This window comes from Moraxella macacae 0408225, from assembly GCF_000320365.1.
GTDB classification, from domain to species: Bacteria; Pseudomonadota; Gammaproteobacteria; order Pseudomonadales; family Moraxellaceae; genus Faucicola; species Faucicola macacae.
The window spans coordinates 841,416-865,593 of the sequence record NZ_ANIN01000002.1; the positions used below are offsets into that span (position 1 = coordinate 841,416).

Annotated in this window: 31 protein-coding genes; all 31 read right to left on the minus strand. The window is 42.3% G+C overall.

Features of this window, described 5'->3' with window-relative positions; all coding sequences use genetic code 11:
• Positions 1 to 63: 63 nt before the first annotated feature.
• Positions 64 to 399, minus strand: a complete 336-nt coding sequence (locus MOMA_RS09310) for a phage tail protein (protein WP_083874869.1) — start codon at positions 397 to 399, stop codon at positions 64 to 66.
• Between the two features lie 9 nt (positions 400 to 408).
• Complete coding sequence (locus MOMA_RS09315) at positions 409 to 3,996, minus strand: tape measure protein (protein WP_009502283.1); 3,588 nt, start codon at positions 3,994 to 3,996, stop codon at positions 409 to 411.
• A 97-nt stretch (positions 3,997 to 4,093) separates the two neighbouring features.
• Positions 4,094 to 4,375, minus strand: a complete 282-nt coding sequence (locus tag MOMA_RS09320; RefSeq protein WP_009502284.1) for a hypothetical protein — start codon at positions 4,373 to 4,375, stop codon at positions 4,094 to 4,096.
• Between the two features lie 12 nt (positions 4,376 to 4,387).
• Entirely contained in the window at positions 4,388 to 5,035 is a 648-nt protein-coding gene (locus MOMA_RS09635) for a KilA-N domain-containing protein (protein ID WP_009502285.1), read from the minus strand.
• 510 nt (positions 5,036 to 5,545) lie between these two features.
• On the minus strand, positions 5,546 to 5,794 hold the full coding sequence (locus tag MOMA_RS09330) for a hypothetical protein (protein ID WP_009502286.1): 249 nt from the start codon (positions 5,792 to 5,794) through the stop codon (positions 5,546 to 5,548).
• Positions 5,795 to 5,804: 10 nt separating this feature from the next.
• A complete protein-coding gene (locus tag MOMA_RS09640; protein ID WP_009502287.1) occupies positions 5,805 to 6,419 on the minus strand; it encodes a phage antirepressor N-terminal domain-containing protein in 615 nt (204 codons plus the stop codon).
• A 295-nt stretch (positions 6,420 to 6,714) separates the two neighbouring features.
• On the minus strand, positions 6,715 to 7,149 hold the full coding sequence (locus tag MOMA_RS09340; protein ID WP_009502288.1) for a BRO-N domain-containing protein: 435 nt from the start codon (positions 7,147 to 7,149) through the stop codon (positions 6,715 to 6,717).
• 300 nt (positions 7,150 to 7,449) lie between these two features.
• Positions 7,450 to 7,716, minus strand: a complete 267-nt coding sequence (locus MOMA_RS09345) for a DNA-binding protein (RefSeq protein ID WP_009502289.1) — start codon at positions 7,714 to 7,716, stop codon at positions 7,450 to 7,452.
• Between the two features lie 42 nt (positions 7,717 to 7,758).
• Entirely contained in the window at positions 7,759 to 8,127 is a 369-nt protein-coding gene (locus MOMA_RS09350) for a hypothetical protein (protein ID WP_009502290.1), read from the minus strand.
• Between the two features lie 25 nt (positions 8,128 to 8,152).
• The gene (locus MOMA_RS09355; protein ID WP_040625218.1) at positions 8,153 to 8,404 is read right to left on the minus strand and encodes a hypothetical protein; all 252 of its coding nucleotides are present in this window, start codon (positions 8,402 to 8,404) and stop codon (positions 8,153 to 8,155) included.
• 15 nt (positions 8,405 to 8,419) lie between these two features.
• Entirely contained in the window at positions 8,420 to 8,773 is a 354-nt protein-coding gene (locus MOMA_RS09360; RefSeq protein ID WP_009502292.1) for a hypothetical protein, read from the minus strand.
• 193 nt (positions 8,774 to 8,966) lie between these two features.
• Positions 8,967 to 9,269 carry a phage tail assembly protein T gene (locus MOMA_RS09365; protein ID WP_009502293.1) on the minus strand — a complete coding sequence of 101 codons (303 nt, stop codon included), beginning with the start codon at positions 9,267 to 9,269 and terminating at the stop codon, positions 8,967 to 8,969.
• Between the two features lie 20 nt (positions 9,270 to 9,289).
• The gene (locus MOMA_RS09370; protein WP_009502294.1) at positions 9,290 to 9,634 is read right to left on the minus strand and encodes a phage tail assembly chaperone family protein, TAC; all 345 of its coding nucleotides are present in this window, start codon (positions 9,632 to 9,634) and stop codon (positions 9,290 to 9,292) included.
• A gap of 23 nt (positions 9,635 to 9,657) precedes the next feature.
• Positions 9,658 to 10,083, minus strand: a complete 426-nt coding sequence (locus MOMA_RS09375) for a phage tail tube protein (RefSeq protein WP_009502295.1) — start codon at positions 10,081 to 10,083, stop codon at positions 9,658 to 9,660.
• Positions 10,084 to 10,116: 33 nt separating this feature from the next.
• Positions 10,117 to 10,476 carry a hypothetical protein gene (locus MOMA_RS09380; RefSeq protein ID WP_009502296.1) on the minus strand — a complete coding sequence of 120 codons (360 nt, stop codon included), beginning with the start codon at positions 10,474 to 10,476 and terminating at the stop codon, positions 10,117 to 10,119.
• Complete coding sequence (locus tag MOMA_RS09385) at positions 10,473 to 10,946, minus strand: HK97-gp10 family putative phage morphogenesis protein (RefSeq protein ID WP_009502297.1); 474 nt, start codon at positions 10,944 to 10,946, stop codon at positions 10,473 to 10,475. The genes MOMA_RS09380 and MOMA_RS09385 overlap by 4 nt, the downstream gene beginning before the upstream one ends.
• The gene (locus MOMA_RS09390) at positions 10,930 to 11,271 is read right to left on the minus strand and encodes a phage head closure protein (RefSeq protein WP_009502298.1); all 342 of its coding nucleotides are present in this window, start codon (positions 11,269 to 11,271) and stop codon (positions 10,930 to 10,932) included. The genes MOMA_RS09385 and MOMA_RS09390 overlap by 17 nt, the downstream gene beginning before the upstream one ends.
• 21 nt (positions 11,272 to 11,292) lie before the next feature.
• Entirely contained in the window at positions 11,293 to 11,577 is a 285-nt protein-coding gene (locus MOMA_RS09395; protein WP_009502299.1) for a head-tail connector protein, read from the minus strand.
• Between the two features lie 2 nt (positions 11,578 to 11,579).
• Positions 11,580 to 12,878, minus strand: a complete 1,299-nt coding sequence (locus tag MOMA_RS09400; RefSeq protein ID WP_009502300.1) for a phage portal protein — start codon at positions 12,876 to 12,878, stop codon at positions 11,580 to 11,582.
• Positions 12,865 to 13,062, minus strand: coding sequence for a hypothetical protein (locus MOMA_RS09405; RefSeq protein ID WP_009502301.1), 198 nt, complete (start codon positions 13,060 to 13,062; stop codon positions 12,865 to 12,867). The genes MOMA_RS09400 and MOMA_RS09405 overlap by 14 nt, the downstream gene beginning before the upstream one ends.
• Positions 13,063 to 13,104: 42 nt before the next feature.
• Positions 13,105 to 14,451 (minus strand): phage major capsid protein, encoded by a 1,347-nt coding sequence (locus tag MOMA_RS09410; RefSeq protein WP_009502302.1) that lies wholly within the window; start codon positions 14,449 to 14,451, stop codon positions 13,105 to 13,107.
• Positions 14,448 to 15,062: an HK97 family phage prohead protease gene (locus tag MOMA_RS09415; protein ID WP_009502303.1), complete on the minus strand. Its 615-nt coding sequence runs from the start codon at positions 15,060 to 15,062 to the stop codon at positions 14,448 to 14,450. Before MOMA_RS09415 ends, MOMA_RS09410 begins: the two co-directional genes overlap by 4 nt.
• Before the next feature lie 70 nt (positions 15,063 to 15,132).
• A complete protein-coding gene (locus MOMA_RS09420) occupies positions 15,133 to 15,966 on the minus strand; it encodes a hypothetical protein (RefSeq protein WP_040625220.1) in 834 nt (277 codons plus the stop codon).
• Positions 15,869 to 16,126, minus strand: a complete 258-nt coding sequence (locus MOMA_RS09760) for a Com family DNA-binding transcriptional regulator (RefSeq protein ID WP_152411827.1) — start codon at positions 16,124 to 16,126, stop codon at positions 15,869 to 15,871. The genes MOMA_RS09420 and MOMA_RS09760 overlap by 98 nt, the downstream gene beginning before the upstream one ends.
• Before the next feature lie 28 nt (positions 16,127 to 16,154).
• On the minus strand, positions 16,155 to 17,867 hold the full coding sequence (locus tag MOMA_RS09425) for a terminase large subunit (RefSeq protein ID WP_009502306.1): 1,713 nt from the start codon (positions 17,865 to 17,867) through the stop codon (positions 16,155 to 16,157).
• A 72-nt stretch (positions 17,868 to 17,939) separates the two neighbouring features.
• The gene (locus MOMA_RS09430; protein WP_009502307.1) at positions 17,940 to 18,416 is read right to left on the minus strand and encodes a hypothetical protein; all 477 of its coding nucleotides are present in this window, start codon (positions 18,414 to 18,416) and stop codon (positions 17,940 to 17,942) included.
• Between the two features lie 140 nt (positions 18,417 to 18,556).
• On the minus strand, positions 18,557 to 18,844 hold the full coding sequence (locus tag MOMA_RS09435) for an HNH endonuclease (RefSeq protein WP_009502308.1): 288 nt from the start codon (positions 18,842 to 18,844) through the stop codon (positions 18,557 to 18,559).
• 121 nt (positions 18,845 to 18,965) lie between these two features.
• Complete coding sequence (locus tag MOMA_RS09440; protein WP_040625442.1) at positions 18,966 to 19,391, minus strand: hypothetical protein; 426 nt, start codon at positions 19,389 to 19,391, stop codon at positions 18,966 to 18,968.
• Positions 19,392 to 19,740: 349 nt separating this feature from the next.
• On the minus strand, positions 19,741 to 22,404 hold the full coding sequence (locus MOMA_RS09445; protein WP_009502310.1) for a DUF5906 domain-containing protein: 2,664 nt from the start codon (positions 22,402 to 22,404) through the stop codon (positions 19,741 to 19,743).
• Entirely contained in the window at positions 22,404 to 23,501 is a 1,098-nt protein-coding gene (locus MOMA_RS09645) for a KilA-N domain-containing protein (RefSeq protein ID WP_227498072.1), read from the minus strand. Before MOMA_RS09645 ends, MOMA_RS09445 begins: the two co-directional genes overlap by 1 nt.
• A partial coding sequence (locus MOMA_RS09650; protein ID WP_009502311.1) for a KilA-N domain-containing protein occupies positions 23,501 to 24,178 on the minus strand: 678 nt, incomplete at its 5' end. The genes MOMA_RS09650 and MOMA_RS09645, both read right to left, overlap by 1 nt.

The following is a 24,178-nucleotide window of genomic DNA, read 5'->3' on the forward strand; positions in this document are numbered from 1 at the left end:
GTTATTCCGTTCGTGAATAAAGAGCGTTTTCATAATTTACGCCATCAATAAATATAAAACCCATCAGAAGGCTTGTTCAAATTTAAGGCTTATCTGCCAAAAATTGCCTTTTCTTTGGCTAAGTTCATAATCTTGGCAGGTGTATTTGTGGGTATTACCGTGCGGATCATTCCAAAGAAAAGGGGTAATACCTTTGTGCTCATCAAGAAAAGTTTTGATTGGTTTAATGACGGTTTCTAAATCGCCTGTTTTTATCCCTATCCAGTTTGTACGCTTGTTGTTAATGCCTGTACTGACACGCTGAGTATAGCCGTCATCAAACTGCGTTTTACTGACTGCGTGATACACATCGGCGGATATCCCCATATTCATTGTCCACTTGAAAGTTTTTAAGCTCATCATAGCCTCTTATCGCTGATTACGCACAAAATTATAAATCGAACCGTTTTGGCGCATTTCACCTTGTAATACCGCAAGCATAGCGGCTTTTAAAACCTGTCCAATTTGGTTTTGGTTTGTGTCTTTGACATCGTGCGTACCATCTGCATTGATTGTAATGTGCTGATTGACAACAACATTACCGCTTTGCAAGCTGTTTAACTTATCATCTAAGGTTTTGGCGGTATGGCGTGGCAATACACGTTCGCCTTTTTCAAGATTCCAAGTTCCGCTTTTAGGAATGGACATGATGCCATCGTGGGCTTGTCCAACTGGCATAACCACTGACTTAATTGCACTTACAATCTTTGCCCCATGCAAAACCGCCGCCGTCATATCAGCTAAGCCTGCAGGAAAGCCTTTGGCTAAACCGCTTGAAATGGCTTGTTGCATCGCAATGCTTGCCTGTGCTATTGCAAAACCTTGTTGCATAGCAAACATTGCACGGTATAGCCGAGACTGTTCACCCAATCCGTCTTTGGTAATACCAACAAGCCCACTAAAAATGCTTTCACCATCACCAAGCACCAAAGCGTGCATGGCACGACTGTGGGCTTGTTCGATCTTTAACCGTTCCGAAACGCCCCACGCTTTTATGTTGATACGCTCTTGTTCGGTTAAACGCTCATTATCAAGCAAAGATTGCATGCCCTTATCCAGTACGTCAAACTGATTGGCGGTGCTGTCATTTAGCTTGGTGTAATGACTTTTGGGTATGGCAAGTCCAGTACTTTGACTGATAAGCTGTTTGGCATGCTCCATATCCAATACCGATTCTGTAATTTTGGCATGGGCTTTTAAAACATCAAGTTGGTCTGTCAATGTATCAAGGCGACTTTGCTCTTCGGTTTTTAGTGATTGCACAAGGTCGTTGTATTGTTTTTGAACAAATAACCGCTCTTTTAATTGTTTGGTATGTTCAAATTGTGATTTAACATCTTGGTATTGTGTGTCAAAACCGTGTTCAAGCAATTTTGTGTATTTATCCAAAAATGCCACTTCCTCTTGTTGCAAAAGCATTGAATTTTTATGCAATTCATCTTTGGCACTCAAAAGTTCAATTTGGTTATAAAGCTCCAAATTTTGTTTGTTTAAGTCATGATCTGCTTTGGCAATATCATAATTTACCGCTTGTGTTAGATAATGGTTATAAAGCACACTCTGTTTGTCAAATGTGGATAAAATGTTAGAAATATCCTGTAAATCATAAAGCAATTCATCAAAACGACTGTCTTTACCAAGCAAGGCTATCTCTTTTGTCCAGCCAAGGTCAAGTTTTCTTAAATTGTCAATATTTTTGGCTTGGTCTACAACATTAGCCCATTGTCGCAAATCCTCTTTTTGCTTATCCGATGCCTGAATAAATTGTCCATATTCAATCTCAAAATTGATTTTATCAAGCTCGCTAACAAAAGGTTTGTGCAACTCCCATCTCATTTTTTGAAAGGTTTGCACTTGCTCTGTATAGGCTTTGTTTAACTTGTCAACTTCATCTTTGGCAAGTTTGGCACTGGTTGCTACGCCTTTGTTGGCATGACTTGCTTTTTTCGCTCCGATGCCTGCCTTATTGCCAGCTTCGCCTACATTTGTCATTGATCCTGCCAAACCAAGGTTTGCATCTTTGGCTTGTTTGGCTGAATTTTGTACTTTGGCATACGCATTAACCACTTGATTTTCTAAATAACCTGGATTATTTTTGGCGACACTTGTACCAAAACCCCCAAAACCAAAATCAACGTGGCCATAGTTTATGCGATCAGTTTTCACTTTACCAATATGTGCGATCGCCCCACCGCCAAACATACCAGAAACAGCATTCATGCCGTCAATGATGACATTAATCTTACTGATTTGGTTATTGATAAGCGTTTCAAAAACAGATGCAATAAAATTGCCAATGCCTTTAACCACATTGGCAATCCCAGTGAATAGCGAGCGGATGTTTTTGAACGCATATTGAGTAAAAGTTACAACCGTGGCTGCCGCCAAATCAAATACCCTAGCAATAATTTGTAGTACACCAACAAAACCTTTATGTGTGCCTGCAAAAAACCCACCAAAGGCAGTTTGAGCAAAACTTGTGGCATGAGCCGAGCCACCCATAACACCGTCAAAGTAATTAGCCGTTACCGTCCATGCCTTACCCAATCCATTTACCACATAACCAACAAAATCCGTTGCCAAAATACCTGCCACGCTAAGTGCATTTCCAAGCGACTTTATCGCTCCGTTTAAGCCTTCGGTGCGTGCAATGGTCATACCTATCACGGTAGTTAGAGCAATGATGGGGTGAGCTGCAACAATGCGACCAAGCGACATAAATGCACCACCAAGCCCTGTAACCACACGAGTGGCAAGAATCCCAACCCCAATTGCTGTACGTTTGGCAACTGTAACTCCTGCTAAGGCAAGCGTGTGCAAACGTGCTGATGCTGTCGCGGTGTTAAAACCAGTTGCCAAACCTACCAATGAACGAGCATAATCAATGGCGGTTTTTATAGCGACATTGGTTAAGTAAATATAGTGGGTTTTTGTCAAACGCAGCAACATAAGCTGCGTGGATAAAGTGTTATATGCTGCAATTTGTCCTTGTACGCTAAACGCATTGGCAATACCAGCTTGTGTGCTTGCCAATGTGGTTTTGGTTAAGGCGATAAAAGATGTAGCCAATACTGAATTTTTAACGACATTGGTAGCCCATATAGCACCCAACATGACGCCCATACCAACAAGTGTACGAAAGTTTGTAGCAACCCATAACGCCACATTTGCCAAATTTTGAGACAACATGCTGTTTTGGTTCATGATGTCATCTACCAAACGATCGTACTCGCTTTTAATGTTCTGTACGCCTTGTGCAAATGTGGTGGGCATTTTGTCAATTATTTTTTGCAATTTGTCATAGCCGCCCAAAATAGCGTCCATCATGACTTTGCTTGTGATTTTGCCCTCACTTGCCATAGCACGCAACTCACCGCGAGACACCTTTAAGCTATCGGTCAAAAGATCAATAATCGCAGGGGCTTGAGCGGATACCGAATTAAACTCTTGACCACGCAACACGCCCATATTCATTGCTTGACCAAGCTGTGTCAAGGCTGCTTCTTGTGCCAAAGCTGAACCACCGCCAATACTCATTGCCATCGTGATATTGCGTGTAAAGTCTAACACTTGTTGTTGGCTCGCCCCTAGGCTATCCAACGCACGCTTACTGGAGGCGTATAAATTGGTAATCCCATCAATCGCCGTCCAGTAGTCTGTACTGATTTTGCGTAAACCTTGCAAAACAGCACGATACTCTTCCACACTTTGAGTGTTAATGCGAACTTTACTTGCCAAATCCTGCATGCGATCGGCGGTTTGCACAATATGAGACAGGCTTATTGCACTACCCAAAGACGCAAACGCAATTCCAAGCTGTCCGCCCACAAACTTGCCATAATCAGCAACCGTTTTTAGCTCCTTTTTGGTGGCATCGGTTGCCTTTTTCATATCACGGATATAGTTGGCGGTGTTGGCGTGCAATAAGATGTCCAGCCGTGATAAAACTTTTGCCATGCTATTTTTTTCCAATAAAAAACGCCAACGGTAAAGCCGTCGGCGTTTAGATAGAATTTCTGATTTTGTGAAATTATACCCTAAAATGGTCTAAATTTCAAGGGCTGTTTTTGACATTAGCCAAGTTTACCATGTCCAGTGCAAGCCCGACATTCAAAGAAATGGCGTGCAATGAGTCAATAAGATGGCTGTCATTTTCATAGTTTGGATCAACCAACAAGCCGTTAACCATTGCAACCACGCATTTTAAGTGTGCGTTACTTGCATCTATTGCCGATAGGCTACAATGCGGCTTTACTACAGCATAGCTATAATTTTGATTTGGTGCGTGATAAACATTGCAATTGGCATTGTCGTTGAAATTTACAGTAATACTCATAAACTTTTTTCCTTATTCCAAAAAGCCTGCAACATTTTTGCGATTAATCATCTGATTAACAATCGTTCGGCTAAAATTAGCCGTCAATGCTTCTAATAAAAAGGCTTTTTGTACAATGTCTAATTTTGCCAAACCATAAGGTAAATGACCCGCTTCAACCTGCTTCATATTTAGGATATATTCATCACCTCCCAACTCGCGCATAGCCCATGTGCCATCATCTTGGATACGCACGATAAACTCTTTACCTATTGCAGGTGGTATGATGGTGATATGATTAACAGTACTGTGGTAGTGGTTTTTGCTAGACAAACAAGGAATAGCCCCTGTGTTTAACGCATCAAAAGCACGGATAACCATCAAAGAAAATTTAGCACTTATCCACATAGCATAGCGGTAAACCAGTTCACGGCAGACGAATGTACCGCCTTTTGTGCCCTCTTTGGTGATGACTGCAATTTGGTTGATTTTTAAACTGTGCAAATCTGCACAGTTAGAATTTTGCTCAACTTCAGCAATCAGTTCTTTGGTTTCTTGATTGCGTAGGAAAAATGCAGGACGATGCTTATCAGCACCACCACTGGCTTTGTGTAAATCGTTAAGGGAATATAAGCCGTTATGGGTAGAAATGGCTTGATTGGCAATTACAAGATTTGTCATAGAACACCTTATGGTTAATTTTCTGAAAAATGCCTGTTAGGGCGTTAGGGGGTTCAGAAACCGCCATAAGTCGGTTGGGATTATTCGCGTGGCAAGCCACCTTATCTCTCCACCCCCCTAACATAATCTTGTAAATTATGTTACCCAAATTTGGGTAGCTTAAATTATGGCGTGAGAATTTGCACATCATAATTTTTAAAAGGGGTTGCTATTTAATTTATGTTCCTAGAATTCTAGGAGCTTAAATTTTTTGCATTAAAAAACCACGATAACGCTGTGGGGTAACGCTTATGAGTTCGGTTCTGACACCTTAACTAAATCATACCCTACCTATTTTCATTTGTCAAGCCCTTTTTATCAGTTAAAAACAGAGTGGTGATTTTAACTGATAAAAATACACCCCCAACATCGTCTTTGCTTGTCAAGCAAAAATATGCTACACTGTGTAATTATTTAAATGGCGGAATTCCGCCATTTCTCAACACTAGAACGGCTGTTTTACCAAATAATTTAAGCAACACTTTGCAAACACTCCAAATCCGCTTTTGATGCAGTTTGTTCACGCAGTTTGCTGATAAGTACTTGCATTTTTTCTATTTGCTGACTGGTTGTCATTGCCGTATCCGTTGCCAAACTTGCCACAATGGCGTCATCACCTGTAGCCGTTTCCATTAACTGAAAAATCAGCCAATCTAGTTTTTTGATGCGGTCATTAACAAAGCAAGCCAATTCATCTAACTCAAATAATTCTTTTTTCATCGTCATCTCCTTATTCCCATTCGTGCGTGATTTTGTTTAATGCTGCTTTGGCAATTTTTGCCATTTGTTTGTCTGATACATGCCAAGAACGGTAACGCAACAGATCAGGCAGGTCGTTATGACTGGAGACAAACTCATCTTTATCCATTTCACGCATGGTCATAGTGCCCTGCATATTGACAGTCGCAATAAAGGTTTTGTACAACTCCCCACCGTGTGGAATGGGTGGGTTGACGATGTTGATTGTGGGGAGTTGGTTGGGGCTAACTGCCACGCCTTTTGTCCAATAATCAAACAAGGCTTGGTAGCATTCTTTTTTATAAGTAATGAGTTTGTCTTTGATTTCGGCTTTGACACGGTTTGTGTCTACGCCAAATAGCCAACCGTTTAAATACTGAATTGGTAGGCATAGCATTTCACGATTTTTGCCGTCATTTCCAACTGCGGTTATGATAACCGTAGTTGAATTTAACACTTCATCACGGTTAATACGTTGGCGTTGTGCATCCCAATCAAGACCGATATTTTCACAGATTGGTTTAAGTGCGGTATAAACCACATTATCTTGAATGGTTGCCAACAAGGTTTGACCATGAAAGTCAATGGAGGCGAGTTGATTAGTCATAAGATACCTTTGAGATTTAGTTAGTAAAAGTCGCATAGGGCGACAGGTTTCAACTACTGCTCAAAGACAGCGAAGCTTATTTCCATAAAGGTATTGTATTCAGCTTTCTCAACCCGTCATAAGACGAATTTGGCATTACTAACTGGCTTGGTATCAACAACAAACACAAGCTTAGTAATTTTTAGGCACAAAAAACACGCACTTTCGGGGCGAGATTTGATACCGCTTTGAGTTTTAGTAGTTTCTATATCATACCCCACTCAAAACCAAAAATCAAGCCCTTCTTTCATTTTTCTTATTCATCACCTCTTTGCATATTGACAGTCGCAATAAAGGTTTTGTACAACTCCCCACCGTGTGGAATGGGTGGGTTGACGATGTTGATGGCAGGAGAATTGGTAGCAACTTCATAAGTGCCTGTTTTGCGGATAGTGGGAAGTACTTCGGAGGTTACCCATTTTTTAAAGCGTTTGGCTTCATCTTTTGTACTACCTAAAATTAAAGCATACATACCGCTTTCGTTGACAAAATTTACAGACTGTTTGCCTCCTTTTGTAAGGGTGTCGGCTTTGGCGACATCCTCTGCTTCAACGTGATTTTTTATGGCGTCTCTTGGGTTTGCAAAGCCCAAAATGGTTGCTAAATCGTTGGCATGAAAAAACAACTCACCGTCTTTAACGAGAGTTTGAATTTCAGTGGTTTCAAATGAAAGAATGGTCAGATTAGACATTGGTATTTTCCTTTGGTTTGTTTAAAAACCTATCACCGAAAACGCCAAGTTAGGGTGATAGAGAACTTGCAGGATTGGCGTACCGTACCAAAGGCAAACGGCGTATCTTGCGATACTCCCACAACTCCCTATCATATAGAGACATTGCAACAAAAAACACGCTTAAAGGCGTGTTCTTATCGCCAAAGGTTTCGGAACGCCAATTCCGACGCTAGATTTTGCTAGCATTTAATTATCATACAAAAAACAACCCAATAAGTCAAGCCCTTCTTTCATTTTTCTTATTCATCACCCTTTTGCTTACAAAACCTTACCTAACAAAAACACAACAAGCCCTCCTGTCAAAAGCGTGGTGGCAATTGGCAACCAAGGATACCAGGCAAGTTCTTTGGTTAGTTTTTCGGTTCTTGCACGGCTTTCGGCCATGTCTTGTTCGAGGCGTTTGCGGCTTTCTTCCATTCTTTGCCGGCTTTCTTCTATATCAAGGTTTAATTTGGCAATGTCTAACATTTTTTGTAACCTTTGTAGTTCATCATTGGTTAAATCTGCTAAATTTTCAGGGAGCATTTTGATCTACTTTATAGCACTTTGTTTTTTATAGCACTTTGTTTAAAGCAATTTGGTGATTAATGCCCCCATAAGACCCGCTATAAGCGCAGTTGTTATGGTGATATAGGGGTAAAACCTTGCTTCTTTGTCAATCTTTTGTTGCTCGGCTCGGAATTTGTCATTTTCAACACGCATTTGTTCAACTGTGGCACGACTTTCCTCCGTTCGTTGCCTGCTTTCTTCTATGCGTTGCCTACTTTCTTCTAAATCTTTATCGAAGCGTTTTCGGCTTTCTTCCATTCTCTGCCGGCTTTCTGCTATATCTTGTTGAATTCTAGCAATATCGTGATTTAATTTGGCAATGTCTAACATTTTCTCTAGCCTCTGTAACTCATGATCGGTTAAGTCTTCTAAATTTTCAGGGAGCATTTTGGTCTACTTTATAGCACTTTGTTTAAAGCAATTGGGTGATTAAAGCCACAACAAGTCCGCCGATCATTGCACTGATTAGCGTGATATAGGGGTAAAACCGTGCTTCTTTGGCAATTTTTTCGGTATTGGCTTTCATTTGCTCAACTGTAGCACGGCTTTCATTCACGCTTTGCCGCGTCATTTCTATATCCGCTTGGATTTTGGCAATGTCTAACATTTTCTCTAGCCTTTGTAGTTCGTGATCGGTTAAATCTTCTAGGTTGTTGGGGAGCATGTTTTACCTTTTTGCTTACAAAACCTTGCCTAACAAAAACACAACAAAACCGCCTGTTAAAATACCCGTCAAAAGCGTGGTGGCAATTTGTAGCCAAGGATACCAGGCAAGTTCTTTGGTTAGTTTGGCGGTATTGATTCGGCTCTCCTCCATTCTTTGCCTGCTTTCTTCTAAGTCTTTTTCGAGGCGTTTTCGGCTTTCTTCCATTCTTTCTCGGCTTTCTTCTAAGTCTTTATCGAGTCTTTTTTGGCTTTCATTCACGCTTTGCCGCGTCATTTCTATATCCGCTTGGATTTTGGCAATGTCTATCATGGTTTTTAGCCTTTGTAGTTCGTGATCGGTTAAATCTTCTAGGTTGTTGGGGAGCATATTTTACCTTTTGCTTACAAAACCCTGCTTAAAACCACCGTAATAAATTATAGGCTATCCCAGTGGAACTCACCAATACAGCTTACAGTAGTTATATCACATTGAATAATTATACAGTCAAATCAAAACCATTGCAAACCTGTCTATAATCAGTAGATTTGCATAGATTTTAAAAAAAGTTAGTAGCCCAATTTCAACCAAGCCGATTAAACATCGCCAACGTCCGCTCCATTTGGCGTTGTAGCTCCGCCTTTTGCTGTTCTAGTTCATGGGCTTTACGTTCATCGTCCGTCATAGGATTTGGATCAATAATGATATAATCAGACAACTTACCGCCTGCTATAGCATGGGCAACTAAAGCAGACTGTATGTCGCCACGATACCCACCAAAAGGATCCAGGCGGTCATATGCTTGCCACTCAGCAAACTCATGCACACTAAGCGTACGCTCAAGCTCGCTTACGGTTTTACCAAGATGCCCTGCCAATTTAAACAAAAACCGACGCTGACGGTCGGCTATGAGTTTTTTTCGTGGTCGTCCATATCAACGTCCAGTCCATTGAGTTTATTAATCTCTTTAATCACTGCCAACATGGCTTTAAAATTAATCTGATTAATCTTATCCAAATCGCCAATGTCAAATAGACGATTGCCTTTTTCATCACACACACCAAAAATAAAAGACAATGCCATATTATTGTTTTCATCATCTTTTAAATATTTGGCAATTTGTGCTTGCTCGCCTACGCTAATTTGACGGATATAAATATCACCATCAAACTCTAAAATATTGATTTTCTTTGGTGCATTGCTTGCTGATAACCCCACCAACAGTGCATTTGCAATCGTTGCTTTGCTCATAAATAATCACCTTTTTGTTAAGTTTAAATTTTGGTTAAATCACTTGTGATTGTGATTGTGCCTGTTTTGCGGATTTTCTTTTTGGTGTCTGAATTGTCTGCGGTCAATTTGACAATCATGCCTTTAAATTGACGCGACTCGCTTGGTGCAGACACATATTTTAATTGCCAAAAAAGCTCTGTGCCACTCTCAAAACTCGTTTGTAGCAATTGGTGTGTGCTGTCTTCTAAGTCTAAGACATACTCAAACTCAATTTCGGACTCTTCTTTAAAATTCACAACAGCCTTAATGGTGCGGTTGTCGTCTGTGGCGGTTACCTCGTCTGTGGTTTTTTCCTCGGAAGGGTGATCGCATTTTTGCAAATGTTCCACTTTCTGATAATCATCGTCGCGTGTTGATACGTTTAATGTAAAAAAGCTATCTGCCAAATTTTCTACAACTTTTGCCATAAAATAACTCCTATTGTGGTGGTTAAAAAACTTCTAATTCATGCTTAAAGTTTGCCAAAAACCATATTCAATTATGGCTCTAAACAATCCGCTTTCTTTATCATAAACATATTGCATGCCGTGATAAATAGACGGTTTAATGCGATCTAATTCATTGACAACCTGATAAGACAATGCCAAACAATCATCATAATCTTGACAATAAACATCTATTTGCACATTTGTCCACTCGTGTCCTGTAATGCCATACAAAGAATTATCAGGTTCGGTGCTGATAATTTGATAAACGATATAGGGTGGTTTGTTTGGGGTATTTTTGGGGATAAATAGTGGATAGCATTTACCGTCCACAAATTGAGCTAATTTGTCATATATGATTTGACTGGCGTTCATTTTATGATCTTATCAATTTCGTCTTTTAAGGTTTTTGCAAACGCATTGACAGCAATTTGCACATTTTTATCAAATGCAGGGCGTAAAAATGGCATAGCAGGGGTATGAATTGTGCCGTATTCCACAAAATGCCAGTAATTGGGATATTCTTTTTGTTTTGTGCCTTTACCAACATAAATCCCCATTGCCACGCCTTGACCGCCAAGTTCGCCCATCTCGTGTTTTGGCACTTTGCGTTTGCGAATGGCAGAACGAAGCAGTCCACGTTGAACAATCACCCTCCGACCGCTTTTGGTTATCATAATATGCGGTTCTTGGGCTACGGTTGCATAAAATTTGGCATCTTTGCGTATGGGATTTAAGGCTTGATTTAAGGCCTTTGACAAAATTTTGTCTTTTAGCTTATTGTCAAGCTCGGCTATGGCTTGGTTGAATATATCCAAGCCTGCCACATCAATACTGCCTATCATCTGCCACTCCTTTTAGTATCAATGTCAAATATTCTTTACCGCTTTGATTGTCTGCAAGTGGTTCGCCAACAATCTCATACATACGCCCTGCATATTGCACACGCATACTATGGATTAAATCAGTGCGATGGCGGATTTTGGCTTTTGCTGTGATGTTGGTTTGCTGAGTTTGCCCTGCAATAATATCCTTGACAGATAAGGGAGTAAAGTGTCCGTAAATCGTGCGGATATGCTCCCATTGTGTAACACGCACCGCCCCAGTTGGTGAACGAATGGCAGTTTGCTGATAAATTTTTAATCGATGACGTAATTCTGTGGCTTTCATGCGCTTTTCCTAATCGTTTTCCTAAATCGTGGGCGTGCGATAAGGTGACAAAATTTGGCGAACTGGAGCAGGTAAAAAGTTGCCAAATTCTGCCCCATTTTCGCTGTTGCGATTGTCATCAAAATAGCCAGTCATCAGCAGTGTTGCCGTTTTTAATACAGGCAACATCTCGTTTGTTATTTCATCTGTGATATAGTTTTTAACCAACAGTGTGGCGGTTTGTAGATAAATCTTTAAAATCTTGTCATGGTCGTTGTCATCATAACGCAAGTGGTGTTTAACTTCGTCAAGCGTGGCAAATTCCATTGTTAATCCTCCAATTGAGCATAAGCTTTAACGCGCGGTTTTGGTTTTGGTGTTTTGAGTGATTTTTCACTTTGGGCGTTAAATGGATTGTCGCTGTTGTCGCGTTTTGCCAGAGCTTCAAGACTATAATTTTGTTGCTGCATAAGCGGTGAATCACCGCCAACAACAGGTGGCAAACCTAGTGTGGCTCGTGCTTCATTGGGGCTAAAAATACCACTCAATGTTCCTTCTTTTAAATAAGTGATTTGGCTTGTGCTGTCCATACGGATTAAGGCGGATAAATTTGCTTCGCATTCTACGCCTTTTTCAAAACCTAAGTGTTCATCAAGCAGATTTTCAATAGCCTCTATATAGTGTTGCAAACAATCACTATAATAAATCTCGTTTAAATCCGATGGTTTTTGCCCTGCTTTTAATTCACCCATGCCAACCTTGTAAGCTGGTACATGAAATACCGAGCATACTGTCTCACCACTCATTTTTAGCTGTTCTAAGGCTTGAGCATCTGATGATGACATGCCAATGCTTTCATACTTTGCACCATCTCCTAACACTGCAATACCGCCACGATTAATTCCACTATAATTGGCTTGCCATTCAGCCTTAACTTTGTCCGCTTTGGCTTGGTCTATGCTTGAAGGAACAGACAAAATACCGCTAGGGCGCGATGAGTTGCCAAAAAAAGTTTTAGATCCTGTCTGTATGCAAAGCCCCAATCCCACGCTTACAGCACACGCCGTTAAAGGTGATAACCCAACAAGTGGGTGATAAAAACAGTTGTAACGGTCGTGAATAATCTCGCTTGCTGGCACAATCATGTCATGGGTGATATTAAATAACTTATCAGCACTGATTTGGTAAAAAACATCACCATGATTAGACACCAAAACCTTGACGCGATCAGGGTTTAAAACGTGCAATTGCCATACATCACCAAAAATATCAAACTGTTTCAAAATATAAGCGTTGCCACGCAATAACTTAGAATTTATCCAGTTTTCAACAAATTGTTGCCATGTCTGTATTTTGTTTGGCTTAGCAAGTATTGATTTGGTGCGTGATTTGGCTGGCAACAATACGCCATTTTTGACGGATTTGGTGGCAATACGTAACTTGCCAACATCGGAGCTAATAAGCGACACGCACGCAAAAACAGCGTGAAAGCTTATCACATCGGTGCGTTTTAACTCATCATTTTTTTGCCACGCGCCACTATAAGGTTCGTGGATAAGCGGTTGCCACGTGGTGATGGGTGTTGCATTAACCGACTTTTTACCAAACAATCTATCAAACAATCGCATTTGCATTTTCCGTGGCTTTGGCTTTTTTGGTTCGTTTTTTGGGCTTGGCTATTGCATCTTGCTCACTCTCCTGATAATTCTTGGCAATTTCAAGGGCAATTAATACTTTTGCTTGATCGTCTGGTATGTCGGCAATATCGCCCGCTTGCCCAAGAGGGGCATTTTTAAGATATCTGATTTTCATACAATTCCCAAACTTAGCCTGTGTGTTTTTTACCTGTGTGTTTTAGCCTGTGTACTTAATATAACCCACCGCTTGGACGTGGCGTTTTTTCCAGCGGATAAAGCGCTCGGCGCGGATGGCGGTTAAATTATGCTGAAACAGGTTTATCATTTTTGGCGATGCGTCATCACCCATGTTAATGGTTGCTTCAGTAGATACTGAAAAATCCACACCACCGTCATCAGCAAGCAGAATTTCGCTTGGAACAATCAGTACAATCTTGTCGCTCAAATTGCCAGATGTTTGCACTGGCAAGCCCTTGAACGAACGCTCACCAACCAAATTCATACCCTCAAAATAAGTTCGTCCCAGTGTGTCTCTCATACTGCTAATTTGCATGGCTCTCGTCTCACTCATAGCCCATATAGCACCCTCTAGCCCAATGCCAGCATTCACCATTTGAGAAATAAGCGTTTGCGTGTCAGCATCAATCTTATCGGCGGTTATGCCAGTTGCTTCAACAGCAACCACCCCATTTAGCACAGATGCAGGCGATTCTGTAGTTTCGGTTTTATCAGGGTCAAAAAACTGATTGTCAATAAACTGAGCAACCGTTTTTACCAAATCATCACGCACAAGCTGATCGGCTTTTGGATTGCTAAAGCGGATTAATTCATCAGATAAAAGCACAATCCCTGCAATTTTGGCGTGTCCTAGAGTCATAGAACCAAATTGTGGATTGCCAACAGGTTTCATTTTGCCCTCGCCTACCCAACCTACAGAACCGCTTGCGGTTTGAGTTGGAATTTTGACGTTAAAAGGAACTTGACGCATGTTGCTTGCGATTTTATCCACAACGGTTTTTTGACGCACAAGTTCTATAAACTCGCTTGCTAAATTGGCATAATCTACCAATTCTTTACCAAAATTGCTCTCCGTAGTCGTACCAACAACCGCTTTTTGCACACACGCATTTACCACGTTATCAGGAGCTTGCCAACTTTCTAGCACTTCACGCGTGGTAACACCGCCTTTAGACTTAGTGGCAATGGCGGATGCTTTTACCAACATCGCAAAACCTACCCCTTGCTCTAAGTGTCGCAAGTTTTTGGCTTGCAACACTGCAGGAATGGGTGCACCAATTGCCGAGGCTTGTGCTTGCTCTGGATTTTGTCCGTCAATTGCCGTCATGCTTGGTGTGGCATTTTCTACCGATTTAATAAGTTTTTCCAATCGATTGGCAGATTTTTCAAGACGGGCAATATCATCTTCAAGCTCAGCAATGGTATTTTCGTCATCATCACTTGGCGTATGGCCAGCCACTACCGATTTTGTCATCATCTCGCCAATGTGCTTTTGTTTGGCTTGGATTGTGGCTTGGATTTGAGTTAGTTGTGCTTTGTAGTTCATACAAGTTTCACTCCGTTTTTGGGTAAAATTAAAGCAACCGCACCGTTTTTTGTTAGCTTACCATTTTTTGTAAACTTAGATGTGGTGGCTTGTTTGGTTTGGGCTTTAGGCAAAATGGGGTTTATTGACAAATTAAACGCATCTTTGATTTGCTTAACACTGGCAATCCTTGCATAAGAATTGGCAGGGACGGTTACAACCGAAAGCTCATACCACTCCCATTGTGTGATGTGCAAGCCATAAGAGTTTTCAAGATAGCTGTATTCTTTGATTTTAAAGCCAACCGACAAGCCTTTAAGCAAGCCGTTTTTGATACTATGCCACGCTTCATCAATGCGTTCTTTGAGTTTGCCGTCATCTGTGATTTTGGCAATTTTGGCAGTGATTTGTATGCCTTTATCGGTTACAACTGCGTGGGTAACCTCGCCAATCGGCTGACTGTGATTGTGATGAAACAATAGCGGAATGGGCAGGGCAAATTTTGCCCCTTGTGGCTCTAAAATATCGTCGTCGCGGTCTAGGCTTGGCGTTGTAGCCATGCCTGTAATAATGCGTTCGTCATCGGTGTCGGTTACGGATTTAATGGTTAAAGTTGAGTAGGCACAGGTCATAGGATTTTCCAATAAAAACCCCGTAAATAACAGGGTGATTTTAAAATTTATGCTTAATAAAACCTTAATGTTAAAACTTAAAAATCATATTGTCCTCATATTCTGAAGTGTAGTTTACATAGCTTTGTACGCTCACTTTTTCAAAACCGCCAATACGCTCCCACATCACAGGCTCGCAGTCTTTTAAATAATCCATATAATCCAACAACTCACTTCGTGTACTGCTAAAAAGCAGATAAGGCGGACGGACAAGTTTCATCAGTCGCAAAAACTTTGTCATACCAAAATAGCCTGTCATAGCATACGCCTTTTGCTCGGTGCAGATATAAGGCGGATCAAGCAACAACATGGTATTTGGTCTGTCTGCGTATTTGGGTATTAATATCTCAAAACTCTCGTTTGTAACCAAAATTCCATTCAAATAGCCATCTGCACGGTCATAATCATTGGTGCGGACGGTATTGTACATTTGGTTGTCGGCAAGCTCGTCAATATGAGCAATTTGTTTGCCACTAAATAACAACCAAGTACTAACACTTCTTGTGTCTATATAGCCATCAAAATCAGCAATTACCTGTAAAATACGTCCCTTTAACCCATCTGGTATCCGCTTTTGGCGTGGCACATCTTTGGTTAATCCAAACAAAATAGTACGCAAACGGTTAATATCGTCAATATGTGCCAGTCGCTTAGTGTAGCCGTCAAAGTCATTGTAAATCACAGTTGCTTTGGGTTTGCAGGCTTTGGCATTGTTGGCAAGCAGTCCGCTACCACCAAACACATCAACAATTGTCCAACTTTCACCATCATTTGGGATTTTCTCCAGTATTTTGCGAAATTCTTTCAAAAACATGCGTTTTTGCCCCACGAACGGTAGGGGTGCTTTTTGATATGCTTTGATCATCAATATTGCCTGTAATTGGAGTCTCTTGGGCTTCCGATAAGGCGTTCTTGACGCTCAAAACATTAAACGCTTTACAGCGTGGACATTTGATTTCTAGGTTGTTAAAACTTCCTATTTTGGCTAATAACCGCCCACAAGAGCGACAATTTACTTGTTTCATGGCTTTACCTGTCGCAATTTTATTTAAGTCAAAAATAAACCCCCACATCGTCTTTATCCCTTGGCGGCGCAGGGTTTTGGCTCATTAATGCCGTCGCATTGAGCATGGCAATCACAGGGTCAATTTTGCCGCTGCCGCTTTCGGCTTTGCTCATCACCACGCCCGCGCCTTGTGTTTTAACGCGCGCATTGCCCACGCACCACGCCATTAACGGCTGATTGCAATGGAATAAATCGCCACTGGCAATTTTGCGCTCGCACACTTTTTGGTAGCCGCCCAATTTCCAGCCTTGGGCAATGCCTTTGATTTTGTCGCGCCCGATGCCCGCCGCTTCTAGGCTGATGACGATGTCGTCTGCGCCTGCTGGGTCAAGCCCAATGCAATCTAGCTTACCGCTGTCATGGATTTTTTTGGCAATGTCGGCAAATTCGGCCACATCTTGCCCAACTTGGTCAACCACAACCAAATCGCCATCTTGTTCAAAATCGCGATAGCGCGGCTCGTCTTGTTTGCGCCGCTCTAGGGCAATCGGATGACACCACGCGCGCACCCACACCCACCACTGCTTGACTTCGTGCGGGCGGTTAAAGTCATCGGTATAAACGTATTTTGGCTTGGGTAGCCGCCCTATAACCGCGCAGCCTAGCAAATCGTCAAGGCCGCCGCCGTCGCCGCCAACAGTGATGACTTCCGCTTGCGCAATCAGTTCATCAAGGCTAAATTGGCGCGCCGCACTTTGCCAAAATTCCGCCGCCGCCCAGCGGTTGGCGCGCAAAGAAATGCCGATTTCAACGTTCAAATGTTTGGCAAGCGCCGTTTGTAGGCTGTTTTTGTCGTGCGATTGTTTAGCGCGATTTAAGGTATCGGTTAGATACTCTAAATTAACGCTCGCGCCCAAATTGGGATTGGTCATATGCCAGTTTTGCGGGTCTAAATAGTCGCCACTTTCTAGCAAATTTTTGGGAAATTCATACAACAATGGCAAAAAGCGCGCATCGGTAACGTTGCCATCGCGCACATCGCGCGCATAATCTAGCTTTTCTTTGAACACGCCCGCAGGCGGCTCGTCGCTCATGGTGGACAGATAAATCACAAATCCCTCAGGGCGGGAAGCCAGCCCCCCTTTGGCTTCTTGCAACATCGCGGCGGCGTTTTGGCGCTTGCCAAACACCCACAATTCATCAATTAGCACATACGTTGCCTTAATCCCGGCCAGCGAATCGCTTTCGGCGGCAATCACTTTTAGCGTGGCATAGGTGGCGCGGTGGGTGATGGTTTTGGTATGCTCTGAAATGTTAAACAGCGCCATCAATTCGTCATCGGCGCGTATCATGTCGCGCATCGGGTTAAATGAATTGTTGGCGACTTCTTTGGTGGGCGCAATAATCACCAGCTCGCACGAATGGCGCTCGTTTAAAATCAGCGCAGTCAGCATAATGCCCGCCGCTAGGGTGGATTTTGAGTTTTTCTTGCTAATTAATAAGAAAAACTCATTAATTAGCCGCTTTTGATTGATTGGGTCATACGCCCCAAAAATTGCCGCCACGAAGTCGCGCGCCCACTCGCGCGTAACGGCCGCCATTTTGGGCCGCCCCAACACATCAACCAGCACCAGCTCGCCAAACACGCGCAAGGCGACATCGCACGGCGCTTTAAACAGCGGTGCGCACGGCATCAGGCTGTCGCCATCGGTCAATTTTTGCGCCCAATTGGGGCAGGCGGTGGTCCAGTTTGGGGTCATTTGTTAAAATTATTTTCCACGAATTGAAAGACGCATTATCTGCTTTTTAAGCAGAATGCTTTGGATTAAATCTTATTGCAGTAACCTGCTCTCAAATATATCCGCTTGATTTGATAAAGTGGCAAAACGTCCGCTCCTAGATTTATGATATGCGTTATCTAATATATCCTCTTTCTTGCCAGTTTGAGCAAGTTTTTGTTCTGTATAAGGCAATAAAGCAATCGCAGCACTGATACGCTCTTTTGGCGTGTACAAATCGTCCGCGTTATTAAATACCGCGGTCAAAAATTCCAGTGGCGTTTCGTATTTGGCATTTGCTGATTTTGGTGTAGCGGTTGGTTTATCGCCTTGATTGGCTTGATCTAGCCCACTTTGCACCGCTCTTAGTTCAGCAATAAAGGCTTGCACATTTTTACGCTTGTTCATGTCTGACACAAATTTTCGAGCCGACTCATGATTTTTACAACCGGCCTCAAGGGCAGATGTATGAAAATCCTTACCACTCGCCACAAGACGAGCATATCGTTCCTGTCTTGCTGTAAACGCCATTTTTAACCTTTCTTAACTTTGTTATATTGTAATTTTATGTAAATAATGTTACTTGGAGAAAATGGAGATTTTCTCCAAGTAAGAATTTTTTTTATAAACGAGTGGGCGTGTGGTGTCCGTGTCATCAGTCTAAAATTTGTTTAGATCCCCCCACCACTTTCGAACTGAGTTTTTTGGGTGTGGCAGGTGTGGCAAAGGGCTTGTAGGTTGATAGGGTCGTTCGTACCGCCAACAGCGATGTTAACAATGTGATCCAGTTCTAAGCGACAACCAACGCGACCACACATTTGGCAAGTGTAATTATCACGTGCCAAAATCTCACCACGCAGTTTACGCCACTTACGACCGCCACGTCCGTTGCCCCAGTTACGTTTTTGGGTATGGGCGGTGATGGGTTTTAGGCGTGGCTGTAGGGTAGTTAGTCTCATCTGTTAAGCAAATTGTCCAATAAAAAACGCCAACAGCAATTAAGCTATCAGCGTTCGGTTACAATTGTTTAGTTACAATTATTGATTATGGCAAAATGATACCCTAAACTGGTCTAATTTGTCAATAACCTGTTTTGAAATTTTTTCCAAGTTGTTTACAAACCTTGCCAGCAACAACCCAAGCAATGCCTATAACGTTGCACACAACATTTTCACAAACAGCATTCATATTGTGGGTTCGCCAAGTCTGACGGCTAATGCCCGCTGTGATTGCTCGCTCTCTTTCGCTAAACGCATAATTTTTGCCAACTGGTATGGGGTAGCAAATCTCGATCAAGGCGGTAGCAATAATGGCGGTATGGTATCTTTTTGGCACGCCTTTGAAATAATCAGCAAATTCAGTTGCCAAACAAGACAATAAATTGTCATGGCTTACCTTGCATTCATAAAAATAATAGCGATAACAACAATCAGCAAAAAAGCTGACCTTTGCAAATGATTCAGCCGCTGCAATAAGCTGAGCTTTAGGTATGCAATGCTTTGACATGGTGCGTCCTTGATTTAAACTTTGAGACATTATGAAATGGTGTGCACAGTTTTGTCAAAATTTTTAAACCCTGCACAAACCCTGCACAAAATTAACCCCTTTGAAACCCTTGGTATTTATAGCTTTTTAAAAAAAGTGTGCATAGTGTGCATAGTGTGCAGGGTTTAAACAGAATTTTTGAAAAACTTTTTTTTAAAATAAAAATTTGTCTTATAGGCAGAAACAAAAAAACCCTGTAACATTGCACAGGGTTTGCTGTAGGCTAGTAATATCAAGGGCTAGAAGGTGTGCAGGGTTTGATTTAAACCATGCACAGACCCTGCACACCATGCACAGTTTTTAAGATAAATTAGATAAAGGGATTGGAGTTTTCGTATGAAGATTGAGTGTTGTCTCGTGGCGGTAAGTGATTGATTTGAGTTTGCATTATAGCATTTTTAAACGCGGTTATGCAAAGCCCAAAAGCATGTTGGCTTGGTTTTTTATTCATATCCAAACCAATGATAAATGCCATCGCTTGCTTGGTTTTTGGTCTTAGATTGTTGCCAACTTTTTGGCTGTATTGATAGCGGATGCGTTCTTTATGCTCACGAAGGGCAACGTGCGTTAAAAACTTGGTGCTGCTAGTACCACGTTCGCCATTACGTTTGCACCAAAAAGTATAGTACTCGTAAAGGTCGGTTGTCAAGCAAGTGGTGTAAGGTATGTCTAGCTCGCCATTTTTCCAATAAACATAAAACCGCTCCCAACTTGCCATGCTAATCTCTTTTAGGCGTGTTTTGGCATCGGTGGCGATGGCGTTGCTGTGGGCGTTTTGTGTGCCGACATTTTTAAGCAAAAGATAAGTATAAAACGCTCGTATCCGCTTTTGACTGGGGTCATCAAGGGCTTCGCTCACTTCAGTGCGAACCGATTCAGGGATAATCGCATTGGGGTATAACACCACATGGCGGCGGTCGTTTTCATCAAGTGATAAGGGCTGCATTTCGTTTGATAAAAACACGGTATTAACAAAGTTATCTTGCGTCCAACCGCTCATAAACTTTTTATTGATGTACACAGTGTCGCCTGTGATAAGCTGCTTGACCATACCCATGTGCGAGTAGCGGTCTTTGCCTTGAAAAATCTCTTCAAAGACAGTGAATAATTTACCGTCCACCCAGTCATTATACTGGCTTTCTAATTGCCCTTGTCCTAATGTGAGCAGATAAGAGCCGTAAATTTGCCGCATGATGCGGTCAAAAAACAAAGACTTACCTGCCCCTTGGATATGCCCATGTACAATTAAGGCGGTGTCCATTTTTGTGCCTAAATTTTGTAGCGGTATGGCAAGCCAGTTTAGCACCCAATCTAAAGCGTGAATGTCATTGCCGCAAAGATGTTTGACAAGCTCAACGATGCACGAACACAAGCCTAGCATAAAATGCTCGTTAAATTGCTTACTGTCAATGCCAAGCTCTTTGGCGGTGTAGGCTTGTAGGTCAAATGGCTTGAATGTATTGATGTAATTTTCGTTATTTGGTGGGCGTTTTTGGTTGGTTGGGTCAAACCAAATGTTATCAGATTCAACTTTTTTGCGGATTTTGGATTTATTCCACTCGTTAAATTCGTTGGGAAACTCCAGTCTTAGCGTGTCAATCGGTTGCCTTTTGCCTGTTTTAAAATTAAACACTTCTTTGGTGCCTTGGATATACCAGTATTGCTCAAAGATGTCTTTATAAACTTTGGCAACTTGCTTGGCGTGATTGTCCTGCACCACTCGGCGGTCAATGGTTTTTTGCTTGCCGCCAAACAGCCACGCATTGGCAAGCTCACGCCCCACCAAGCCAGTGAATTGGGTTTTGGTCATCTCGGTGTGGTTGGTCAAGTCATAAATTTTGTTGGTGATTTTGCCAATTTCACCAATTTGAGCAAAATTTTCATTGACATATGCAAGCGTGTAGTTTGTTACATCGGCTGATTTTTTGGGGCGTGGGTGGTTTAAGGCATGATTGATTTGGGCTTTGACAACGTCCATGCCAAAATAAGCGTGCAAATCATTATAATCGGTCAAATCGCCCGTTAATGTGCGTTCATCACCGCCAAAATCGGGGCTAATCACTTCGCCCGCTGTGAGCGTTGCCGATTTTTCTGCTGCTAAAAGCCCTGTATTTTTGCCCGTGTTTTGAGCAGTGGCTTTGTCGTCATCGGCACAAAAAATCAAGCGGTGCTTAGGATATAAAGTGCGAATGATTGGTGCGCATTTCACCATGTTGCCCGCATCAAAGGTAACTATGGTGGCATGCTTGCCGCCCACGCTTTCAAACACGCTCGCTGCCGTTGCATAACCTTCACAAACAAAAATCACATCCGAGCGGGCGGTGTCGCCGAGCGTGTAAAACGCCGTGCCAACCAACCCGTCTTTGACAAACAATTTTTTGCCATCGGCATTGATGGATTGCACATTACAAAGGGTGATGTTGCCTGTTTTGGTATTGTGATAATAAAGCGGTATCAATAAATTGCCGTGCGTATCCACTTTTAACCCGTGCGAGCTTACACCTTTTTTGGTTAAATAGGGGTGGTCGGTGGCAACATTGGCATTGTTAAACCTATCTTGGGCGGTTTGGGCGGTGGCAAGTTGGGCTTGTTGTTTGGCTTGAGCTTGGGCAGCTTCTCGCTCACGCTGCTGTTTTGCCCACGCTTGTTTTTCTGCTTGACTGATGGGTTTACCGCCGTCAATACCCAAAATATCAGCAATTAACGCATGGGTTTCGTAAGCGTCTTTGTGAGTAAACTCTCGCACCAAAGTATAGCCGTTGCCTGCTCCGCATTGGTTACAAATCCACGAGCCAGAGCCGCCCTTGTCATCACAACGAAAACGGTCTGTGCCGCCGCATAAAGGGCAAGCTTGGTGCTTTTTGCCACTGCCTTGTAAAGCGATACCGACGGCAGGGAAAATGCGGCTGACGTAGTTGCCGTTGGCTTGATTTTGGATAAGCTCAAAGTTAAGCGGTGGGCGTTTATTATTCATTATGCACCCCCTAATACTTTACGCAATTCTTTGGCGTAACCAATGCTTTCTATGTTATATGCCAAATCATTGGCATAAGCGGTACTGGATTCTTCTATAGCCTGTATGGCTTGCCAAACACTGTCATCATCACCCATGCAGATACGGCGGATTAATTGCTTTTCTGTTTCACGGCGACAGGTTATATAAGTGCGCAATATTCTCTCAATGCGATACAGCTCGTTTTTGACAATATTTAGCTGATCATAGCGAATATCGGTAACACTGTTTACTTCACACAATGAACGCAAACGAGCATAAATGACATTGGTAGCCGTGATGTCGTAAAACGCATTCTTTGCAATCAGTAACACAGCACGGCGAAGATTGCCATAGTCAGATTGGGAGAGTTTGGGGGATTGGGGCTTGGATTGTGAGGCAACTTTGGTACAAGGGACAAACCTGCCTTGTGTCATAGCATCAAACGCACGAATGACTATTAGACTAAATTTTGGGCTAATCCACATGGCATAGCGATAGACCAGTTCTTTGCAGACATAGGTGCCACGATTTATACCGCCATTGACTGTCTTAACTGCCACTGTTGGAATTCCAACAGTGAAATTTTGGCTTTCAATTTCAGTAATTAAGGCTTGAGTTTCTTGATTTTGCAAAAAGAATGTTGGGCGATGGCGGTTTTCGCTACCACTTGCTTTATGTAGATCGTTTAAAGAGTACAAATCGCCAAGCATGCCGATGGTCATATCGGCTAGGATGAGAGTATTAGACATTACTGTCTCCGAATGATTAGTTGATATAGAAGTCGCACAGTGCTTAGTAGGCATAGGGCGACGGGCTTCAACTACCGCATTCGGACGGCGGAGCTTATTTCCACGGCTGTGGTGTTGCATTAGGCTCTCTCGACCCGTCATAGACGTGTGTTTTATGCGTGTAGGCACGACAAAAGTCGTAGGCATAAAAATGCCGCAAGGTAACGGATGCGGATAACCGCCGAATGAAATAGTAGTACCGTTATCGTACACTGTTTGAGTGGTGGTGTCAAGAGAATGGTGATTTTGGATAAGCTCAAAGTTAAGCGGTGGGCGTTTATTATTCATTATGCACCCCCTAATACTTTACGCAATTCTTTGGCGTAACCAATGCTTTCTATGTTATATGCCAAATCATTGGCATAAGCGGTACTGGATTCTTCTATAGCCTGTATGGCTTGCCAAACACTGTCATCATCACCCATGCAGATACGGCGGATTAATTGCTTTTCTGTTTCACGGCGACAGGTTATATAAGTGCGCAATATTCTCTCAATGCGATACAGCTCGTTTTTGACAATATTTAGCTGATCATAGCGAATATCGGTAACACTGTTTACTTCACACAATGAACGCAAACGAGCATAAATGACATTGGTAGCCGTGATGTCGTAAAACGCATTCTTTGCAATCAGTAACACAGCACGGCGAAGATTGCCATAGTCAGATTGGGAGAGTTTGGGGGATTGGGGCTTGGATTGTGAGGCAACTTTGGTACAAGGGACAAACCTGCCTTGTGTCATAGCATCAAACGCACGAATGACTATTAGACTAAATTTTGGGCTAATCCACATGGCATAGCGATAGACCAGTTCTTTGCAGACATAGGTGCCACGATTTATACCGCCATTGACTGTCTTAACTGCCACTGTTGGAATTCCAACAGTGAAATTTTGGCTTTCAATTTCAGTAATTAAGGCTTGAGTTTCTTGATTTTGCAAAAAGAATGTTGGGCGATGGCGGTT

Bases quoted from the DNA above. Each gene is read 5' to 3' on its own strand.
- MOMA_RS09310 (WP_083874869.1), bottom strand. From the start codon at position 399: ATGAGCTTAAAAACTTTCAAGTGGACAATGAATATGGGGATATCCGCC.
- MOMA_RS09315 (WP_009502283.1), bottom strand. From the start codon at position 3,996: ATGGCAAAAGTTTTATCACGGCTGGACATCTTATTGCACGCCAACACC.
- MOMA_RS09320 (WP_009502284.1), bottom strand. From the start codon at position 4,375: ATGAGTATTACTGTAAATTTCAACGACAATGCCAATTGCAATGTTTAT.
- MOMA_RS09635 (WP_009502285.1), bottom strand. From the start codon at position 5,035: ATGACAAATCTTGTAATTGCCAATCAAGCCATTTCTACCCATAACGGC.
- MOMA_RS09330 (WP_009502286.1), bottom strand. From the start codon at position 5,794: ATGAAAAAAGAATTATTTGAGTTAGATGAATTGGCTTGCTTTGTTAAT.
- MOMA_RS09640 (WP_009502287.1), bottom strand. From the start codon at position 6,419: ATGACTAATCAACTCGCCTCCATTGACTTTCATGGTCAAACCTTGTTG.
- MOMA_RS09340 (WP_009502288.1), bottom strand. From the start codon at position 7,149: ATGTCTAATCTGACCATTCTTTCATTTGAAACCACTGAAATTCAAACT.
- MOMA_RS09345 (WP_009502289.1), bottom strand. From the start codon at position 7,716: ATGCTCCCTGAAAATTTAGCAGATTTAACCAATGATGAACTACAAAGG.
- MOMA_RS09350 (WP_009502290.1), bottom strand. From the start codon at position 8,127: ATGCTCCCTGAAAATTTAGAAGACTTAACCGATCATGAGTTACAGAGG.
- MOMA_RS09355 (WP_040625218.1), bottom strand. From the start codon at position 8,404: ATGCTCCCCAACAACCTAGAAGATTTAACCGATCACGAACTACAAAGG.
- MOMA_RS09360 (WP_009502292.1), bottom strand. From the start codon at position 8,773: ATGCTCCCCAACAACCTAGAAGATTTAACCGATCACGAACTACAAAGG.
- MOMA_RS09370 (WP_009502294.1), bottom strand. From the start codon at position 9,634: ATGAGCAAAGCAACGATTGCAAATGCACTGTTGGTGGGGTTATCAGCA.
- MOMA_RS09375 (WP_009502295.1), bottom strand. From the start codon at position 10,083: ATGGCAAAAGTTGTAGAAAATTTGGCAGATAGCTTTTTTACATTAAAC.
- MOMA_RS09380 (WP_009502296.1), bottom strand. From the start codon at position 10,476: ATGAACGCCAGTCAAATCATATATGACAAATTAGCTCAATTTGTGGAC.
- MOMA_RS09385 (WP_009502297.1), bottom strand. From the start codon at position 10,946: ATGATAGGCAGTATTGATGTGGCAGGCTTGGATATATTCAACCAAGCC.
- MOMA_RS09390 (WP_009502298.1), bottom strand. From the start codon at position 11,271: ATGAAAGCCACAGAATTACGTCATCGATTAAAAATTTATCAGCAAACT.
- MOMA_RS09395 (WP_009502299.1), bottom strand. From the start codon at position 11,577: ATGGAATTTGCCACGCTTGACGAAGTTAAACACCACTTGCGTTATGAT.
- MOMA_RS09400 (WP_009502300.1), bottom strand. From the start codon at position 12,878: ATGCGATTGTTTGATAGATTGTTTGGTAAAAAGTCGGTTAATGCAACA.
- MOMA_RS09405 (WP_009502301.1), bottom strand. From the start codon at position 13,062: ATGAAAATCAGATATCTTAAAAATGCCCCTCTTGGGCAAGCGGGCGAT.
- MOMA_RS09410 (WP_009502302.1), bottom strand. From the start codon at position 14,451: ATGAACTACAAAGCACAACTAACTCAAATCCAAGCCACAATCCAAGCC.
- MOMA_RS09415 (WP_009502303.1), bottom strand. From the start codon at position 15,062: ATGACCTGTGCCTACTCAACTTTAACCATTAAATCCGTAACCGACACC.
- MOMA_RS09420 (WP_040625220.1), bottom strand. From the start codon at position 15,966: ATGATCAAAGCATATCAAAAAGCACCCCTACCGTTCGTGGGGCAAAAA.
- MOMA_RS09760 (WP_152411827.1), bottom strand. From the start codon at position 16,126: ATGAAACAAGTAAATTGTCGCTCTTGTGGGCGGTTATTAGCCAAAATA.
- MOMA_RS09425 (WP_009502306.1), bottom strand. From the start codon at position 17,867: ATGACCCCAAACTGGACCACCGCCTGCCCCAATTGGGCGCAAAAATTG.
- MOMA_RS09430 (WP_009502307.1), bottom strand. From the start codon at position 18,416: ATGGCGTTTACAGCAAGACAGGAACGATATGCTCGTCTTGTGGCGAGT.
- MOMA_RS09435 (WP_009502308.1), bottom strand. From the start codon at position 18,844: ATGAGACTAACTACCCTACAGCCACGCCTAAAACCCATCACCGCCCAT.
- MOMA_RS09440 (WP_040625442.1), bottom strand. From the start codon at position 19,391: ATGTCAAAGCATTGCATACCTAAAGCTCAGCTTATTGCAGCGGCTGAA.
- MOMA_RS09445 (WP_009502310.1), bottom strand. From the start codon at position 22,404: ATGAATAATAAACGCCCACCGCTTAACTTTGAGCTTATCCAAAATCAA.
- MOMA_RS09645 (WP_227498072.1), bottom strand. From the start codon at position 23,501: ATGAATAATAAACGCCCACCGCTTAACTTTGAGCTTATCCAAAATCAC.